Consider the following 17,148-nt stretch of genomic DNA (forward strand, 5'->3'; position numbering starts at 1 on the left):
GGGGGCGCCGGGGGCGCCGGGGGCGCCTTGTCCGCCGGGGAGTTCTGGTGCGCCCGGAGTACCGGGGCGGGGTGGGGGTGCGGGGTGGCGGGGGCGGTCGGGGCGGGGTGGCGCGGTTGCATCGCCGGGGGGTGGGGCGGGGTGCGGGCGGCCGGGGTGGCGGCGGCCTTCGCCGGCGCTGTTGCCGGCGAGGTGGCCGGAGCCGCGGGGGCGGTCGGCGTCGCGGTCGCGGGCCGCGGTGCGGGGGCGCCCGTCGGCATCGCGGGGTCGGCCCTCCTCGTCGCGGGGTCGGGCAACCACGGCGCCGGGTCGGCTGGCCGCGGCGCCGGGTCGGGCAGCCGCGACGCCGGGGTCACCGGCCGCGGCGCCGGGCCGGACAGCCGCGACGCCGGGGTCACCGGCCGCGGCGCCGGGCCGGACAGCCGCGACGATGCCGGGGCCTCCGACCGCGACGCTGCGTCGGCCTGGCGCGATTCCGGGGTCACCGGCAGCGGTACCGGGGTGGACAGCCGGGGTGCTGGGGTAGCCGGCCGCGATTCCGGGTCGCCCGGCCGCGACGCCGGGGCTGTCGATGGCGTTGCCGGGGTGGCCGGCCGCGGCCCGGGGGCCACCGGCTGCGTTGCCCGGGTGCCCGTTTCGAGTACCCGGGTCGCCGACCGCGGCGCCGGGGTGCCCGCCCGACGCGCCGAGGCGCCCGCCTCCCGCACGGAGGTGTCCGACCGCGGCGCCGGTGCCACCGACCGCGGCGCCGGGGCGCCCGCCTGCCGCAGCGAGGCGCCCGCCCGCCGGGCCGGGGTGGCCGATCGCGATGCCGGTGCCACCGACCACCGCGCCCGAGCGCCCGCCTGCCGCAGCGAGGCGCCCGCCCGCCGCGCCGGGGTGGCCGACAACCGCGCCGGGGTGGCCGGGCCCGCTCCCGCGGGCCGCCGCGGCGGGCCCGCGGCCTGCGGCGCCTGCCCGGGGCACCCCGGCCCGGGCAGGTTGCTGCGCCGCGTTGGCCTGCACGTACGCCGGCGTCCCGTGCTGCTTCCCGTACGACACCGGCCGCCCCGGCTCGTACGCCGCCGCCTCCTGCGGCAGCGCCTGCCACACGACCACCACCAGCACCCCGGCCGCGAGGCGCAGGCGACGTGCGAGAGCAGCCACGGGGATGGCCCTTCCGTGCCGGCAGAGCTGACGTGACCAGAGTCACATAAACCGGCAAAGCTGACATTCCCGGCTACGCCATGCGGGCCCACGAACCCGCCACGCGCGCGTACCGCGGCTCACGTCGTCAGCAGCAGCTTCCCCACATGCGCACTCGACTCCATCACCCGGTGCGCCTCCGCCGCCTGCCGCACCGGCAGCGTGCGGTCCACGATCGGCCGCACCCGGTCCGCCTCCACCAGCGGCCACACGTGCTCCCGCACCGCCGCCACGATCGCCGCCTTCTCGCCCGGCGGCCGGCCCCGCAGCGACGTCGCCGTGATCGCCCCGCGCTTCGCCAGCAGCGCGCCGAGGTTCAGCTCCCCCTTCGCGCCGCCCTGCAGCCCGATCACCGCGATCCGGCCGTTGACCGCCAGCGCCTTCACGTTCTGCGCCAGGTACTGCGCCCCGACGATGTCCAGGATCACGTCCGCGCCCGCGCCCCCCGTGGCCGCCCGCACCTCCTTGACGAAGTCCTGCTCCCGGTAGTTGACCAGCACGTCCGCGCCCAGCTCGCGGCAGTACTCCAGCTTCTCCGCGCTGCCCGCCGTCGCCGCCACCCGGGCGCCGATCGCCTTGGCCAGCTGCACCGCCATCGTGCCGATACCGCTGCCACCGCCGTGTACGAGCAGCGTCTCGCCGGGGCGTAGATGGGCGATCATGAACACGTTCGACCAGACCGTGCACGCCACTTCGGGCAGCGCCGCCGCGGTCACGGCGTCGAGTCCGCGCGGTACGGGCAGCACCTGCCCGGCCGGCACCGCGACCCGCTCCGCGTAGCCGCCGCCGGCCAGCAGCGCGCACACCTCGTCGCCGACCTGCCAGCCGGCCACTCCCGCGCCGAGCGCGGCGATCCGGCCCGCGCACTCCAGTCCGGGGTACGGGGACGCGCCGGCGGGCGGTTCGTAAAACCCCTGGCGCTGCAGCACGTCCGCGCGGTTCACACCCGCGGCGGCCACCTCGATCAGCACTTCGCCTTCCGCCGGCACCGGGTCGGGGACCTCGGCCCAGACGAGCGAGTCGGGGCCGCCGGGCTCTGAGATGGTGATCGCATGCATGCCGTGGACGCTACTACTCCGCATCGTCCGCGCCGTCACGGTCCTCCCTCCGGACTCCCGCCGCCGCATCCGCCGTCCGCGTTGGCCGCCTCGATGACCTTGCCGCCCGGGTCGATGCCTATCCTGATCCGTCCGACGTCCAGCGCCTCGTGGTCAGATCCACGAGCGAGGGGAACCCTCTGCGTGACGCACAGCGTGTCCGCCAGACAGCACACGTTTCTGCCGGAGTTCACCGCGTCGGATCTCGAAGACCGGGCACCTGAGATCCTGTTACGGACGTTGCCGGACGGCGTTCCCCAGCTTCTGGTCGCTCCCGGTGACCGTGTTCGGGTGATCCGGTTGTCCGGGTCGCCGAGCCGTGTCGAGGTTGCCGCAACTGGTCAAGGCCGGGACGCGGTGACGCATGCCGAGGGACGAGGATGCCGTCCTCCACCCGGATGGGCGACTGGGGCACGCCAAGCTGCTGCTGCTCAGCGACTGGGCACAGGGGCAGACCGCCGGGTCCCCTCAGACCGGCGGCCCGCCCCGCCCGCACGATCCTCACGCGCGGAGCTGCGGCACAGGATCAGGGGGCTTATCCGGCAGTCACCGGGACCCGGTTGCCCGGGGTGTCGAGCCAGACGGAGTGGCCGTGCTGACTGACCGTGAGCCCGAAGCGGTCGAAGCCGGGACGGTCGTGAGCGACCCACCAGCGGTGGGCGGTCTCGACCTCATCCCACAGCTTCCGGGGTCCGGACTGCACCACCTCGAACTCGCTGCGGTCCGGCTCGAAGTCCGCCGTTGCCCAGGAGGTGACAGCGTCATCGCGGAGCCACAACGTGTACGAGCCGTCCGGGTAGGACTCCATCCACGGAAACGCCGCCGGCACCTGAACACCGATGGCGAACATCGCCACCCACTCGCCCACCTCGTCCGGGGACAGCGCCGTCACCGACCGGTCCCCGTCCGCGGGCCACGGGCGGCCCTTGAGGTAATCACGCACATGACGGCGGGCCGTGCGCTGCGCGCGCAACCGCATGAACGCCGAGGAGCCCACGAAGCGCCCGGAGGCGGTGCCGTCGTCGGCCACGGCGAGCCGGGCAACGGCTTCCCCGCCGTAGGTAGGCCCCCACGGGGCGACGATCACGCCGCCCGGCCTGGTCTGCTCGGTCCACGCGGCCGGGACACGGCCGACCGAACACGTCGCGATCACCCGGTCATACGGAGCCCGCGGCGCATATCCCCGGGCGCCGTCACCGACCACGGTCACCGGGTCGCACCCGGCCGCCGCCAAGCGAGAGCGGGCCCCCTCCGCCGCAGCCTGATCCACCTCCACCGTGACCACGTTTGACGAACCGAGCCGATGCGCCAGCAGCGCCGCATTCCAGCCCGTGCCCGTGCCGACCTCCAGCACACGATGCCCGTCGTCCACGTCCAACGCCTTGAGCATGGAACACACCATGAAAGGCATGGAGTTGGAGCTGGAGGGGATCTTGCCTTTGCCGGGACCGGTGTAGGCGCCGTCATCCCACTGCGTGGTGATCGGCGCATCCCGGTAAACCGCCTCCCGCCACAGCGCCGGTTCCTCGGACCGGATCACCCGGTCATGCGGCCGGTTCATGCCGGCCTGACCGGGCCAGATGACGTCCGGCACGAACAGATGCCGGGGCACCGCCCGGAACGCGGGCAGCCAGTCGGAGGTCAGCACCCCCTTGTCCACTAACGCGGCGGCCAGCCGCTCAGGACCGGCCTCCGCAACCTCGGGCGAGGTCATTCAGCGTCCGTCCGCCGGCCCCTGGCCGTCATTGGTGTTGCCGCCCTCATCCGAGCCGCCGCCACCGTGCTTGTTCCCGCTGTCGCTGTCGTCCTGCGGGTTACCACTCTCCGCCATCAACAGCCACCAATGCACGTTCATCTTCATGACCATCCTCCTCGAATCACTCCGCTCAGCACCGTCCAGTTCGCGGTTCCGCAGGATCACCCCGCACCGCCGCCGGATCGAGAACCGCCGCCCACACGCACTTGCCGATCCCACCCCGATCCGCGACGCCCCACCGGTCCGCGAACTGTTCAACCAAGTACAGCCCGAAGCCGCCGTCGTCATCCGGCGCACGCGGCACCGGCGGTTCGTCGGAGGCGTCGTGCACCTCGATACGCACCCCACCGTCCAGCCGGACATACCGCGTCGCGACCTCCCGCCCCCGCACACGCGCATGCACCACCGCGTTCGTGACCAACTCCGAGACCACCAGCACCGCCCGCCCCTCGATCCCGACCAGATCCCACCGGGCCAGCGCCTTCCGCATCTGCGACCGCGCCAGCGCCACACACCGCGGATGCCGCCGCCACTGCCACGACATCACCGCTTGCCGGTCTGCGAGCGTCTGACGAGGTTCCATGCCCGACAGAGTGCCGAAGAGTTTGCAGAATCACGACAGCTTCCGGGGTACCCCGGGGCCGCATTTGGGGTACCCCGCTGACCGCAGACCTCTAGACTGGCGCTGCACCGCCTCCGCCACCGCAGGTGATCTCATGAGTGAACGTGAAGCCCGACGCAGCGGCTATCCCCTGACTATCCCAGACCGCTTGCTGGAGAACGAGGACATGCGGCGAGCGTGCGTACAGCGGAACTTCAGCGAGATTTTCCGACTCGTCAACCGCCGCACGGGGGCAAGTTACGCTGACATTGCCGGAGCAGTAGGAAAGATGTCTAGTGCACGTGTCGGTGACGTAATCCGAGGAGTGAGAAATATCCGCGGCGAATCCGTAATCGGACGTGTCGCGGACGGGTTGGGTATTCCTGGGCCGATGTTGGGCCTCGCTGCCCGCAAATGGGAGAAGTCACGCCCGGACGATACCGCTCACAACAATGACACGCTCTCTCCGAGCGCAAGTAATGCACTCAGAAAGACATTGACTGCTGCTGACGAATCCAGACAACTCATGGACCGTGCGCTGGCCAGTAGAACGGTTACCCCGGAACATATGGAAACGCTGGAACACAATGTCGCGAGGTATGCGCGAAGTAGCGTCGTCGCCGCGCCTCTAGACATGCTCAAAACCCTGTTATCCGAGTTCGATGAGATCCGTCGCTTTATGACGGAGGCGCAGTCGCCCGGAATTCAGGGGAGACTATATCGAGTCGCATCCCAAATTGCTGCGCTCACAGCTGATGAACTCATGGTTCTCGGAGATGCCCGCCAGGCGTGGGCATGGCACAGCACCGCCAGGAATGCGGCGGATGCGACGGGCCAGCGGCCGACGATGATGCAAGTTCGCGCAGTCGGAACTCTCATTCCTTTGTATTACGGCGACTCGACGGAAGCAGCCATGATGGCCCGGGAGGTCCGGGATATCGCCGAGAACAGTGCGGATCGGCCCAGCGCTGCCACAGCTCTGGCCGCGACGCTTGAGTCTCTCGCCTTGGCTCAGAATGGTGATTCTTCGGGGAGTACAACGGCGCTCAACCAGGCAGAATCCGCGTTTGACGGTTTGGACACAGAACAGCGAGCCGAGTCAGTATTTGGATTCTCTGAACGCCGGTGGCACTTCTATCGAGCACGGATTATTTCACTCCACGATGACCCGGAGAAGGCTTGGGAAGCCCAAGAGCACGCGTTGAGTCTTTATCCTGATCAAGTTATCGGCGACCCGTCAATCATTCGAATTGAGCGCGCTAAGGACCTGGTCCGCCGCGGCGACGTACAAAATGGGTGCGAGCATGCAGGTAACGCCCTACTGCGCATGCCACCTGAGCACCGCACGGAGATTTTCATCGGCCAAGTGGACAGCGTCCTGAGGTCAATCTCTCCGGCCCAGCGCTCCATGCCCGCGGTACGTGACCTTCGGGACCTCATGACCGAACTGCATCAGTATAATGCAATTACGGCTAGTCCTTGGCCAGATGCCATTCAAGCTCGGCCACCTTCGAAGAGAGTCCATCGGTGACTCCCTCCCGGATGTCAGCCTTAAGGACGATACTCACGCGAGCTGATTTGACTCGCACAGCATCAACGGCTTCTTTTACCACGGCCATAACTTCGTCCCATTCCCCCTCAATGCTGGTGAACATGGCATCCGTATGGTTGGGCAGACCACTCCTTCGAACCACTCGGACGGCATCCGCGACAGCCTCGCCTACCTCGTCGCCGATACTCAACGGCGTAACAGAGAATGCAACAATCACGATTGATCCCTCCCAGAGGCTACGGCATGCACCCACTACGCAACGAAAATCGCCGAACGCAAGCGTAGCCAGCTTCTCCGGCAGACGGACGACCAGGGGGCCGTGAACATCACGCGATGTGACCCCGTACAAGCATAGGACGTTGACCAGCGAAGAAGACACCGCTCCGTCGTGCGCGGCTTCGACATGACCCGGACGCCTTCGCGGCGCAGATGGGGGCCGTCTCCCAGCTCTGAAGTCCGTGCGGACCGTGAGTGATCGCGTGGTCAGGAATCCGTAAGGAGTTCGGCCGACCACGGCCGCCGGACCTCGCTTACGCTCCCACCGACTCAGAGTGCAGAGACCGGAAGGAGAGCGATGTGCGAGCCATGGCGCGCTTTACCGGAGGAAGACTCCTGGCCGCCGGCGCCGTGACGGCGGCTCTCGCCGTCGTCGTCGCGCCGAGCCAGGCGACCGCCGCGCAGGACGGCTGGGAGGTGCTCACGACCCCGAATCCAGGCACCGGGCACAACATACTGCAAGACATATCCGGCACCTCGGACACGGACATGTGGGCCGTCGGCAGCTACGAGGTCAAGCCGCACGTTCCCGTCCTTCCCCTCGCCCAGCACTGGGACGGCGAGCAGTGGAGCACCACCGAGGTGCCGGTGCCGGAGGGGAAGAACGACGTGGAGCTGGCCTCCGTGGACGCCGTCGCGCCCGACGACGTGTGGGCGGTCGGCTTCGCCGGGTCGACCAGCGACCTGGACACCGAGACCCTGGCCGTCCACTGGGACGGCGACGCCTGGCAGCGGGTGCCGAGCCCGAACGTGGGCGACGCCGCCACCATCAACGAACTCACCGCCGTCGACGTCGTGGCGTCCGACGACGCCTGGGCCGTGGGCTACGTACACGAGGACGCGCAGACCAAGCCGATGATGCAGCACTGGGACGGCGCATCGTGGAGCATGGTGTCGCTTCCCGACCCCGGCGCGGGCCACAGTGTGCTGTCGGACGTGGCCGCCAGCGGGCCGGACGACGTGTGGGCGGTGGGTTACGCGCCCAGCCGCACCGACGGGCACGTGCTCGAACCGTACGTCCTGCACTGGGACGGCGAGTCGTGGACCCGGGTGGACACGGCCAACGGCGGATCGGACGGCACGTGGCTGATGGACGTGGCGGTCAGCCCGGACGGTGAGGTCATCGCGACCGGCGACTGGCTGTGGCGCAACTGGTCGGGCGGTCTCACCGGCAAGGCGGCCGTGATGCGGTACGACGGCACGTCATTCGACTACGTCAACGTCCCGTCCTTCGATATCGAGGGCACCAGCGTCAGCGACGTGACGGCCGGCCCCGACGGCGGCTTCTGGCTCACCGGTTCCAGCCGGACCGGAGAGGACTACGCGAGGCTCGCCGCCGGCGGCGACACGTGGAGCCTGGTCCGGGGCGCCCAGCCGGACGCGTGGGCCGGGCCGGCGCGCGACGCCATCGCGCTCGTCGACGACCGTATGTGGACGTCCGGTTCATACGTCCCGTCGGTCGACGACGTCAACTCCCGGACGTACGTGGAACGCTCCCCCGTCCTCCCCTGACGGGCCTCGGGGCCTGACCGGTCAGGCCGGTCGGGCCCCGGCGGCGGATGCGGTCCGTACCGCCCAACTCGTCGTAGCCGCCGTAACCCCTGGCGTCCCGGGCGCCTCTGGAGTCGCCGATGTCGTCCTAGTCCCGGTTGCCGCGGTCCCGGCGTCCGCCGAGGTCCCAGCCACCCTCGCGGGTGACTATACGTTCGCCCTCCGGGGTCGTCGCGGGGCCGGCGGCGCGGCTGATGGTGATCAGCCGGTCCGTCATCTCCAGCCGGCCGACGTCCGGATCGTCGTACGCCATCAGCCGGTGCCCGCGCTTGACCGCCACCACCAGGTCCTCCGTCTCGCGCGGCAGCAACCCGGCCTCCGCCTTGGTCGCCGGGCGCTCGATGAGGTCCAGCCCGGAGCCCTGCACGATCAGATCCTCCAGGACCGTGCCCGCGCTGGGGCTCAGCACCGACAGGCCGAGCAGCCGGCCCGCCGCGCTGGAGCTGGTGATCACGGCGTCCGCGCCGGACTGACGCAGCAGCGGCGCGTTCTCCTCCTCCCGCACCGCCGTCACGATCTTGGCCCGCGGGTTCAGCTGCCGGACCGTCAGCGTCACCAGCACCGCCGTGTCGTCGCGCTGGGGGGTGATGACGAACTGCGCCGCCCGCTGCCCCTCGGCGCGCAGCAGCACGGCGGAGCGCGTCGCGTCGCCGACGACACCGGCGTAGCCGTCGGCGTTGGCCGCCTCGACGACCTTGCCGACCGGGTCGATGATCACGACCTGGCCCTTGTCCAGCCCCTTGGCTCGCAGCGTCTGCAGCGCCGAGCGGCCCTTCGTGCCGTAGCCGACGATGACGGTGTGATCGCGCAACGCAGACCTCCAGCGATCGAGCCGCCACTGGTGGCGGGTGCGTTCGGTGAGCACTTCGAGGGTGGTGCCGACGAGGATGATCAGGAAGAGCACGCGCAGCGGGGTCACCACGAAGACGGTGGTAAGCCGGGTGCCGTGGGTGGCGGGGACGATGTCGCCGTAGCCGGTGGTGGAGAGGGAGACGGTGGCGTAGTACGCGGCGTCCAGCAGGCCGACCTTGCCGCCGGCGTTGTCGTGGTAGCCGTCGCGGCCGAGGTAGACGACGAACACGGCGAGCAGGAGGACGGAGAGCGCGGCGAGGATGCGGCTGCCGACCTGGCGCAGCGGCGCGCGGGGGCGGCGGGGCAGGGCGACGTTCTGCGCCAGTTGGTCGGGGTACCTCACGCCGGGCCTGCCGGGGTGGTGGGGGCGGCGGGCGCGGCGGGGGGCCCGGGGGCGGCGGGGGCGGCGGTCCAGGGGAGGCGCAGGACGCGTACGGGGTCGCCGGCGCGGGCGCCGCCGGGCGGGACGACGGCGAGGGCGTCGGCGGCGGCGAGGCCGCGAAGCATGGCGGGCCCGGTGAAGTGCAGGGGGCGCGCGGCGGGGTACGGAGGCGGGTACGGGGGCGGGGGCGGGGGCCGGGGCGTTGTCAGCGCCCGGTGCGCCACGGGGAGTTGCTCTGCGCCGGCGTGCTCTCCGGCGGCCTGTGCTCCGGCGGCCTGCCCAGCGGCGGCGTGCCCGGCCGCGGCATGCCCGGCCGCGGCCTCTATGGCGACCGGCACCAGCCGGGTGTCGGTCGGGTGCCCCTTCGTGTCCGCGCTGAGCACCGCCTCCGGCGGCTCCGCCACGGGCGCGCCGCCGAGCACGCGCACCAAGGGCTCGGCGAGCGTGAGCAGCCCCGAGACCGCCGCCAGCGGGTTGCCGGGGAGCCCGACGACGTGGGCGCCGGTCGGCAGCACGGCGAGCAGCATCGGGTGGCCGGGGCGTACGGCGACGCCGTCGACGAGCAGGTCCGCCTTGAGGCGGCGCAGCGTGCCGTGGACGTGGTCGACGGGTCCTTCGGCGGTGCCGCCGGTGGTCACCACCACGTCCGCGGTGGACGTGGCGATGGCCTCGTACAGCAGCTCCGCATCGTCCCCGAGGCGCCGGGTGACGAACGGCTCGGCGCCGCACGCCCGCAGCCACGGCTCCAGCATCGGGCCGAGCGCGTCCCGGATCCGGCCCTCCCGGGGCAGCCCGCGGTGCAGCAACTCGGCGCCGAGCACGAGCACCTCGACGCGGGGGCGGCGGACGACGCGCAGTTCGTCGTGGCCGGCGGCGGCGGCGAGCCCGAGGACGGCGGGGGTGACGCGCTCGCCGGCGGGCAGCAGTTCGACGCCGGCGCGGCACTCCTGGCCGCGGGGGCGGATGTCCTGGCCGGTACGGACGTCGTGGGCGACGGCGGTGCCGGGGGCCGGGGTGGCGAGGAGGGTGCCGTCGTCGCGGAGTTCGGCGTGCTCGGAGCGGAGGACGCCGGTGGCGCCGGGCGGGACGCGGGCGCCGGTGGCGATGCGTACGGCGTGGCCGTCGGGCAGCGGGGGGTGGGCGTCGTGGCCGGCGAGGATGCCCTGCCCGGCGGAGTCGAGCCGCCAGGGCCCGGGGCCGGCGACGGCGTAGCCGTCCATGGCGGCGGTGTCGAAGGGCGGCAGGTCGACGAGGGCCGTGAGCGGGTCCGCGAGCACCTGCCCGTACGCGGTCGCCGCCGGCACCGCGACGGCGGGCAGCCGCCGCCCGGACCGTACGGCGACGCGGCGGGCGGCGTCCCAGGTCAGCCCGCGGGGGTCGGGGGGTTCGCGGCGTGCAGGACGCCGCGCGTCGAGCCCGAGCGCTACGTCCAGCGGATCCCCGCCGCCCGCGGCCCCGCCCCCGCGCCCGTGCGGGTCACGTCCCGACCCGCCGGTACGTACGCCGGCATCGCCCGGCGACGCCGCGCCACGCCCCTCGGGGCGACGCCCCGCGCCGCCCGTACGGGCCGATGACGCCGGGGAGTCGTCCGCGCCCGGGCCCGGCCCGGGCCCGGGCCGCTCGGCGCCACGTCCCGAGGCCAGCGGCACCGCACGCCCCCCGGCACCGCCCGGCGGCACCACGCCACGCCCTCCGGGGCGATTCCCGGGGCCGGTCGGCGCCGCCGCGGCGGGGCGATCGCCGCCCGCGGCCGGCGCGGCCCCGCGCTGCGCGGAGCCACGTCTCAAGCCTCCAGGCACCGCACGCCCGGCGGCACGGTCCGGGGGCCGCACTCCGCGCCCCTCCGGGTAGCGCCCAGACCCCCCGCGGGCCGCCGACGCGGCGGGGTCGCCCCCGCCCTCGGCCGACCCGGCCCCACGCGGCTCGGAGCCACGTCCCGAAGCCGGCGGCACCGCACGCCCGGCGACACCGTCCGGCGGCACCACCCCACGCCCTTCCGGGCGACGCCCCGCGCCCGTGCGCTCCCCGGGGCTACGGCCCGTACGGCCCGTGCCGCCGCGCACCTCGCGCGCGGCAGCACCGCTTGCGCCATCCCGTTCGGCACGGCGCTCGGGGACAGCCCGCCCGCCCGGCTCGGCGGGATCTTCACCTCCGCGCCCCCGCGGGCCCCGGTCCGCACCCGCACCCGACCGACGCGCAGCGGGAGCGCCACCGGTCGCTCCCACGCAGCTGCCCCGCCCGGAACCCCGATCCGCCGCTCCCCGCGCGGCAGCGCGGTCCGCGTCACGGCCGGCGGCCGTACGTGCCTGCGGCGGCGACCCGGTGGGGCGGTTCCGGCGGCGGCGCGGCGACGGCTCCGGGGCGGACTCGCCCGTTCCGTCCGGCTCCGTGAGCGCCAGGGCGTCGCCGAACTCGTCTGCTCGCGCCGCGTCCCGGCGCGTCCCGGGGCGCGCCCGCGGCGCCGGCGCAGGGGGCGGTGGCGCAGGGGGCGGTGGCGCGTCGGCGAGGGTGAAGGCGTCGCCGTACGTGGCGGCCAGGTCGCGGCTTTCGTTCGCCAGCTCCAGCGCATCCGCGAACTCGTCGCCGCGGGCCCCGGCTTCGCCGTCGCCCCCGCGCCGAGCGCCGGCCCCCGCGCCCGTCCCGCCGGTGCGCCGCTCGCCCCGCCGACCAGACGTCATGTGTCCGCCCGGCCCTCCTCGGCCGCCTCCTCGGCCCACCGCTCGGTCAGCGCCGTGACCTTACGGGCCGCCTCCGCGACCGCCTCCGGGCCGCCGCCGGCCCGCCCCGCCGCGTAGCCGACGAGGAAGGTGGTCAACGGCGCCGCGGGGCGCGCCACTCCGTGCGCGGCGTCGCGCGCGAGGTCGAGCAGGACGCGGGTGTCGACCTCGGTGTCGAGGCCGAGTTCTTCCTTGACCGCTGCCAGCCATTCATCCAGCACGTGCCCATGCTCCCTGATCCGGTCCCTGGCCGTGGCCAGATCTTCCCAGGTGTCGCAGTCGAACGTCGCACCGGAGGTCGGACGCGCAAGCCGCAACTCCGCGGTGAGCAGCCGCAGCGGCAACCCGGCGAGCCCGCCGTGCTCGCCGGCGAGCAGCGCCGTGCCGCGCCGCAGCGACCCGACCCGGTAGGCCGCGACGAGCGGCTGGTCGCGGCCGGTGCCGTCCACGAACATCGCCCCGTCCACGCCGTCGCCGGCCGCCGCGAGGGCGTCGAGGAGGGTGCGTACGATGGCGTCGTCCAGGAACGGCAGGTCCGCGGAGAGCAGCACGACTGTGTCGGCCGAGGCCAGCGGCAGCGCGGCGGCCAGCGCGGCGACGGGGCCGCCGCCGGGCGGCGCCTCGCGGGTCCACGTCACCGGGCGGACCGTGGGGCGCCGCGGACCCACGACGACGGTCTGCCCGGCGCCGCGGCACGCGCGCAGCACCCGGTCCAAGAGGGTCCGCCCGCCGACGCGCAGGGCCGTCTTGTCCACCCCGCCGAGCCGCCGCGAGGCGCCTCCGGCGAGCACGATGGCGTCGTACGTCCTGGGCGCGTCCGCGCCGGCCTCGTACGTCCCGGCCTCGTACGTGCCGGACGCGTCCGCGCCGGTGTACGCCCCGGACCCCGTACCGCCGGACTCCTCCATGGCACGGGACCCTACCCGCCGCGCCCCGTTCCGCTGGTTCCGCCAGTTCCGCTAGAGCGCCCTGAGCAGCACCGCCGGGTGCTCGACGCAGTCGGCGACGTATCGCAGGAAGCCGCCCGCCGTGCCGCCGTCGCACACCCGGTGGTCGAAGGTGAACGACAACTGCACCACGTGCCGCACCGCCAGCTCGCCGCCGTGCACCCACGGCTTCTCCGCTATCCGCCCCACGCCGAGCATGCCCGCCTCGGGGTGGTTGAGGATCGGCGTGGACCCGTCGACGCCGAAGACGCCGTAGTTGTTCAGCGTGAACGTGCCTCCCGTCAGCTCCGCGGGCGTCAGCGTGCCGGCCCGCGCCGCCTCGGTCAGGCGCGCCATCTCCGCGGCGAGCCGCTCGGCGCTGAGCGCGTGCGCGTCGCGTACGACCGGGACGACCAGCCCGCGGTCCGTCTGCGCGGCGAAGCCGAGGTGGACGGCGGGCAGCCGGACTATCTCGCGGTCCCGCACCGTGGAGTTCAGCTCGGGGAAACGGGCGAGCGCGGCGGTGCAGACGCGGCCGAGCAGCGCGAGCAGCGACACGGGCGGTCGGTCGCCCGCCGCCGCGTTCATCGACCGCCGGGCGGCCAGCAGCTCCGTCGCGTCGGCGTCGACCCAGCATGTGGCGTCGGGGATCTCGCGCCGGCTGCGGGACAGCTTGTCGGCGATGGCGCCCCGCACCCCGCGCAGCGGCACCCGCTCGGCCCTGTCGGGTACGGACCCGGCCGCCCCGGCGGCGTACCGGGATGTCTCGGCGCCCGCCGTACGTGCGCCCGTCGCCCCGGCGTACCCGGTGTACCCGGCGGTCTCCGTACCCCCGGTGGTTGCGCCGGCGCCAACGGCCGCGTCACCGGCGGCGGTACGTCCCGCAGCCCCGACCGCGCCGTGCCCCGCGGCCCCCGCGGTCGCTGCCGCACCCGGCACACCCGGCGCCCGGCCGGCCGCGGGCGCCCCGGCCCGTATCGCGGCCTCGACGTCGGCGCGCAGGATCAGCCCGCGCGGCCCGGAGCCGGCGACGGCGCGCAGGTCGACCCCGGCCTCCCGGGCGATCCGCCGCACCAGCGGCGAGATGACGGCCACGGGCCCGTCCACGACGGCCCCCGGCGCCGCCGCACTCCGGGCCGGCTCCCCGTCCGCGCCGTCCGCGCCGTCCGCCCCGTCCGCGCCGGGACGAACCGGGCCACCGCCGGCCACGGTGCGCCCGGCACCGGCACCCGGCCACCCCGCACCACCGGCCCCGCCGCCAAGCCCGCCGCCACCGGCCCGGCCGCCGCCACCCGCCGAGCCGTCGCCCGCCAAGCCGTCGCCGAGCCCGCCGCCACCGGCCCGGCCGCCGTCGCCTGCCAAGCCGTCGCCGGGCCCACCGGCCGCCCGGCCGCGGGCGCGGCCGGCTCTCGCCGGGCCCCGCCTGCGCCGCCGCGTGCCTCCGGCACTCGTGCCGTAGCCGACGAGGACGTTGCCGGAACCGCCCGTCTCCTCGCCGGCGAACTCCGCCGCGGCCCGCGCGTCGACCACCGCACCGTCCACCGCACCGCCCGCGGGACCGCCGCCCCCACCGGCAGCCGTACCCCCGGCCGCACCGCGGATCCTGTCCTCGATCCGGCCGCGGTACCCGCTCCCGGCCTCGTCCCGCACTCCGCTCCCGGCCCCGGTCTCGGCCCCGGTTCCGGGCCCGGCCCCCGCCCCGGCGTCCACCGCCACCGCCACCGTGACCAGCACCGACCCCACCGGCACCTCCGTGCCCGGCTCGCCGTGGCGGGCGGTGACCACGCCCGCGTACGGGCAGGGCACCTCCACCATCGCCTTGGCCGTCTCCACCTCCACCACCGGCTGGTCGACGGCGACGACATCGCCGACCTCCACCAGCCAGCTGACGATCTCCGCCTCCGTCAGGCCCTCCCCGAGGTCGGGCAGCGCGAACTCGCGGACCTCCGGCATCAGCCGCCCTCCGTCCACTCGGCCTCCCACTGCAGCCGCGACACCGCGTCCAGCACGCGGTCCACGCCCGGCAGATGGTGCTTCTCCAGCATCGGCGGCGGGTACGGGATGTCGAAGCCGGCGACGCGCAGCACCGGCGCCTCCAGGTAGTGGAAGCAGCGCTCGCCGATACGGGCCGCGATCTCGCCGCCGGGGCCGGCGAAGCCGGGTGCCTCGTGGACGACGACGGCGCGGCCCGTGCGCCGTACGGACGCGGCGACCGTCTGCTCGTCGAACGGCACCAGGGAGCGCAGGTCGACGACTTCGAGGTCCCAGCCCTCCTCCCGCGCCGCCTCCGCGGCCTCCAGGCAGACGGGCACCGACGGGCCGTACGTGATGAGCGTCGCCGTCGTACCCGGGCGGCGCACCACCGCACGGCCGATGCCCGGCACCTGCTCCGGGTGCTCGGGGTCCCAGCCGGCCTTCGACCAGTACAGCCGTTTGGGCTCCATGAAGACCACGGGGTCGTCGGAGGCGATGGCGGCGCGCAGCAGCCCGTAGGCGTCGGCGACGGTGCCGGGCGTGAGCACGTGCAGCCCGGGGGTGGCCATGTAGTACGCCTCGGAGGAGTCGCCGTGGTGCTCGACGCCGCCGATGCCGCCGCCGTACGGGACGCGGATGGTCAGCGGCAGCGGGGTGGCGCCCCGGGTGCGGTTGCGCATGCGGGAGACGTGGCTGACGAGCTGCTCGAACGCCGGGTAGCCGAAGGCGTCGAACTGCATCTCCACCACGGGCCGCAGCCCGTACATCGCCATCCCCACGGCCGTGCCGAGGATGCCGGCCTCGGCGAGCGGGGTGTCCGTGCAGCGGTCTTCGCCGAACTCCTCGGCCAGGCCCTGGGTGATGCGGAAGACGCCGCCGAGCTGCCCCACGTCCTCGCCCATGACGTGGACGGCGGGGTCGGCGGCCATGGCGTCGCGCATGGCGCGCGTGAGGGCCTGCGCCATGGTGGCGGGCTTTCGCCCGGCCGCGGTGCCGGCGACGGCGGTCGTCGTCATCGCTCCTCCTCCCCGGCGGACAGCTCGGCCTGCGGCTCGGGCTGGGGCTCGGCCTGCGGCTCCGCCTCCAGCTCGGCCTGCAGCTCCGCCTCCAGTTCGGCGCGCAGCAGGCTCTCCTGCGCGCGGAGCTGCTGCGTCGGCTCGGCGTAGACATGGGTGAAGAGGTCCACCGGGTCCAGCTCGGCGTCGGCGTGCAGCCGCTCGCGCATGCCCGCCGCCAGTTCCTCCGCGGCTGCGCGGGCGGCGGCCGTACCCGCCTCGTCGAGGAGTCCGCGGTCGGTCAGCTCGCGCTCCAGCAGCGCGATGGGGTCGTGCGCGCGCCAGGGCTCGATCTCGCTGTCCGTGCGGTAACGGGTGGCGTCGTCGGCGTTGGTGTGCGCGTCCATGCGGTACGTGACGGCCTCGACGAGCGTCGGGCCGCCGCCGCCCCGGGCGCGCTCGACGGCCTCGGTGAGGACGTCATACGCGGCGACCACGTCGTTGCCGTCGACGATGCGGCCCGGCATCCCGTATCCCACCGCCTTGTGGGCGAGGGAGGGGGCGGCGGTCTGCTTGGCGAGGGGGACGGAGATCGCGTAGCCGTTGTTCTGCACCAGGAAGACTACGGGCGCGCGCCAGACGGCCGCGAAGTTCAGCGCCTCGTGGAAGTCGCCCTCGCTGGTGCCGCCGTCGCCGACCATGGCGAGGGCGACGACGTCGTCGCCCTTGAGCCGGGCGGCGCGGGCGAGGCCGACGGCGTGCGGCAGCTGGGTGGCGAGCGGGGTGCACAGGGGGGCGATGCGGTGCTCCGCGGGGTCGTAGCCGGTGTGCCAGTCGCCGCGGAGCAGGGTGAGGGCCTGCACGGGGTCGACGCCGCGGGCGACGACGGCGAGCGTGTCCCGATAGCTGGGGAAGAGCCAGTCCTGCCGGCGCAGGGCGCGGGCGGCGGCGACCTGGCAGGCCTCCTGGCCGGTGGTGGACGGGTAGACGGCGAGGCGGCCCTGCTTCGTCAGGGTGGTCGCCTGTTGGTTGTACCGCCGGCCGGTGACCAGGGCGGTATACAGCTCGCGGAGGAGTCCGGCCTCGGCTTCCCCCATAGCCCTGCGGGCATGGGCGGTACCCCCAGCCGCGGAGGTGCCGAGCACGCGGTACGGCTCGGGGTCGGGCAGCAGGGGGGCCGCGTCGGTGCGCGGCTTCCAGGCGGGCGGGGGCGCCGGGTGATAGGCGAGGCCGGGCTGCTCGAGAACCGTCATGGCGTCCACCTCCTTGTGGGCGTTCTTCTGG

General features: G+C 74.1%; 13 protein-coding genes and 1 pseudogene. 3 read left to right on the forward strand and 11 right to left on the reverse strand.

Annotated elements, in window-relative coordinates:
• Positions 1–1,182, forward strand: a pseudogene (locus T328_RS34070) (hypothetical protein); the annotation flags it as partial.
• An 83-nt stretch (positions 1,183–1,265) separates the two neighbouring features.
• Here T328_RS34070 and T328_RS34075 read toward each other — a convergent pair.
• The 4 genes from T328_RS34075 to T328_RS34090 all read right to left on the reverse strand — a co-directional run bounded on the left by T328_RS34075 (position 1,266) and on the right by T328_RS34090 (position 4,549).
• Positions 1,266–2,243, reverse strand: a complete 978-nt coding sequence (locus T328_RS34075) for an NAD(P)H-quinone oxidoreductase (protein WP_496500131.1) — start codon at positions 2,241–2,243, stop codon at positions 1,266–1,268.
• Between the two features lie 574 nt (positions 2,244–2,817).
• The gene (locus T328_RS34080; protein WP_496500132.1) at positions 2,818–3,996 is read right to left on the reverse strand and encodes a methyltransferase domain-containing protein; all 1,179 of its coding nucleotides are present in this window, start codon (positions 3,994–3,996) and stop codon (positions 2,818–2,820) included.
• Positions 3,997–4,143 (reverse strand): hypothetical protein, encoded by a 147-nt coding sequence (locus tag T328_RS34085; RefSeq protein WP_496500133.1) that lies wholly within the window; start codon positions 4,141–4,143, stop codon positions 3,997–3,999.
• Between the two features lie 25 nt (positions 4,144–4,168).
• Entirely contained in the window at positions 4,169–4,549 is a 381-nt protein-coding gene (locus T328_RS34090; RefSeq protein WP_496500134.1) for an ATP-binding protein, read from the reverse strand.
• A 205-nt stretch (positions 4,550–4,754) separates the two neighbouring features.
• Between T328_RS34090 and T328_RS34095 the strand changes: the two genes are divergently transcribed.
• Positions 4,755–6,170: an NsdA family TPR-like regulatory protein gene (locus tag T328_RS34095; protein ID WP_496500135.1), complete on the forward strand. Its 1,416-nt coding sequence runs from the start codon at positions 4,755–4,757 to the stop codon at positions 6,168–6,170.
• Here the strand turns inward: T328_RS34095 and T328_RS34100 are convergent.
• Entirely contained in the window at positions 6,112–6,408 is a 297-nt protein-coding gene (locus tag T328_RS34100) for a thiamine-binding protein (RefSeq protein ID WP_496500136.1), read from the reverse strand. The genes T328_RS34095 and T328_RS34100 overlap by 59 nt on opposite strands.
• A gap of 368 nt (positions 6,409–6,776) precedes the next feature.
• Between T328_RS34100 and T328_RS34105 the strand changes: the two genes are divergently transcribed.
• A complete protein-coding gene (locus T328_RS34105) occupies positions 6,777–7,979 on the forward strand; it encodes a beta propeller repeat protein (protein ID WP_496500137.1) in 1,203 nt (400 codons plus the stop codon).
• A 127-nt stretch (positions 7,980–8,106) separates the two neighbouring features.
• Here T328_RS34105 and T328_RS34110 read toward each other — a convergent pair whose 3' ends face one another.
• The 6 genes from T328_RS34110 to pdhA form a co-directional block, all read right to left on the reverse strand.
• The gene (locus tag T328_RS34110) at positions 8,107–9,213 is read right to left on the reverse strand and encodes a potassium channel family protein (protein ID WP_496500138.1); all 1,107 of its coding nucleotides are present in this window, start codon (positions 9,211–9,213) and stop codon (positions 8,107–8,109) included.
• Positions 9,210–10,934 carry a molybdopterin molybdotransferase MoeA gene (locus T328_RS34115; protein WP_496500139.1) on the reverse strand — a complete coding sequence of 575 codons (1,725 nt, stop codon included), beginning with the start codon at positions 10,932–10,934 and terminating at the stop codon, positions 9,210–9,212. The genes T328_RS34110 and T328_RS34115 overlap by 4 nt, the downstream gene beginning before the upstream one ends.
• 992 nt (positions 10,935–11,926) lie before the next feature.
• A complete protein-coding gene (locus T328_RS34120) occupies positions 11,927–12,877 on the reverse strand; it encodes an NTP transferase domain-containing protein (RefSeq protein ID WP_496500140.1) in 951 nt (316 codons plus the stop codon).
• Positions 12,878–12,928: 51 nt separating this feature from the next.
• A complete protein-coding gene (locus tag T328_RS34125) occupies positions 12,929–14,848 on the reverse strand; it encodes a dihydrolipoamide acetyltransferase family protein (protein ID WP_496500141.1) in 1,920 nt (639 codons plus the stop codon).
• Positions 14,848–15,885 (reverse strand): alpha-ketoacid dehydrogenase subunit beta, encoded by a 1,038-nt coding sequence (locus tag T328_RS34130; protein ID WP_496500142.1) that lies wholly within the window; start codon positions 15,883–15,885, stop codon positions 14,848–14,850. Before T328_RS34130 ends, T328_RS34125 begins: the two co-directional genes overlap by 1 nt.
• The gene (gene pdhA / locus T328_RS34135) at positions 15,882–17,117 is read right to left on the reverse strand and encodes a pyruvate dehydrogenase (acetyl-transferring) E1 component subunit alpha (RefSeq protein WP_496500143.1); all 1,236 of its coding nucleotides are present in this window, start codon (positions 17,115–17,117) and stop codon (positions 15,882–15,884) included. Before pdhA ends, T328_RS34130 begins: the two co-directional genes overlap by 4 nt.
• Positions 17,118–17,148 lie beyond the last annotated feature (31 nt).

Source organism: Streptomyces sp. CNX435 (assembly GCF_059570575.1).

Bases quoted from the DNA above. Each gene is read 5' to 3' on its own strand.
- T328_RS34075 (WP_496500131.1), bottom strand. From the start codon at position 2,243: ATGCATGCGATCACCATCTCAGAGCCCGGCGGCCCCGACTCGCTCGTC.
- T328_RS34080 (WP_496500132.1), bottom strand. From the start codon at position 3,996: ATGACCTCGCCCGAGGTTGCGGAGGCCGGTCCTGAGCGGCTGGCCGCC.
- T328_RS34085 (WP_496500133.1), bottom strand. From the start codon at position 4,143: ATGAAGATGAACGTGCATTGGTGGCTGTTGATGGCGGAGAGTGGTAAC.
- T328_RS34095 (WP_496500135.1), top strand. From the start codon at position 4,755: ATGAGTGAACGTGAAGCCCGACGCAGCGGCTATCCCCTGACTATCCCA.
- T328_RS34105 (WP_496500137.1), top strand. From the start codon at position 6,777: ATGGCGCGCTTTACCGGAGGAAGACTCCTGGCCGCCGGCGCCGTGACG.
- T328_RS34120 (WP_496500140.1), bottom strand. From the start codon at position 12,877: ATGGAGGAGTCCGGCGGTACGGGGTCCGGGGCGTACACCGGCGCGGAC.
- T328_RS34125 (WP_496500141.1), bottom strand. From the start codon at position 14,848: ATGCCGGAGGTCCGCGAGTTCGCGCTGCCCGACCTCGGGGAGGGCCTG.
- T328_RS34130 (WP_496500142.1), bottom strand. From the start codon at position 15,885: ATGACGACGACCGCCGTCGCCGGCACCGCGGCCGGGCGAAAGCCCGCC.
- pdhA (WP_496500143.1), bottom strand. From the start codon at position 17,117: ATGACGGTTCTCGAGCAGCCCGGCCTCGCCTATCACCCGGCGCCCCCG.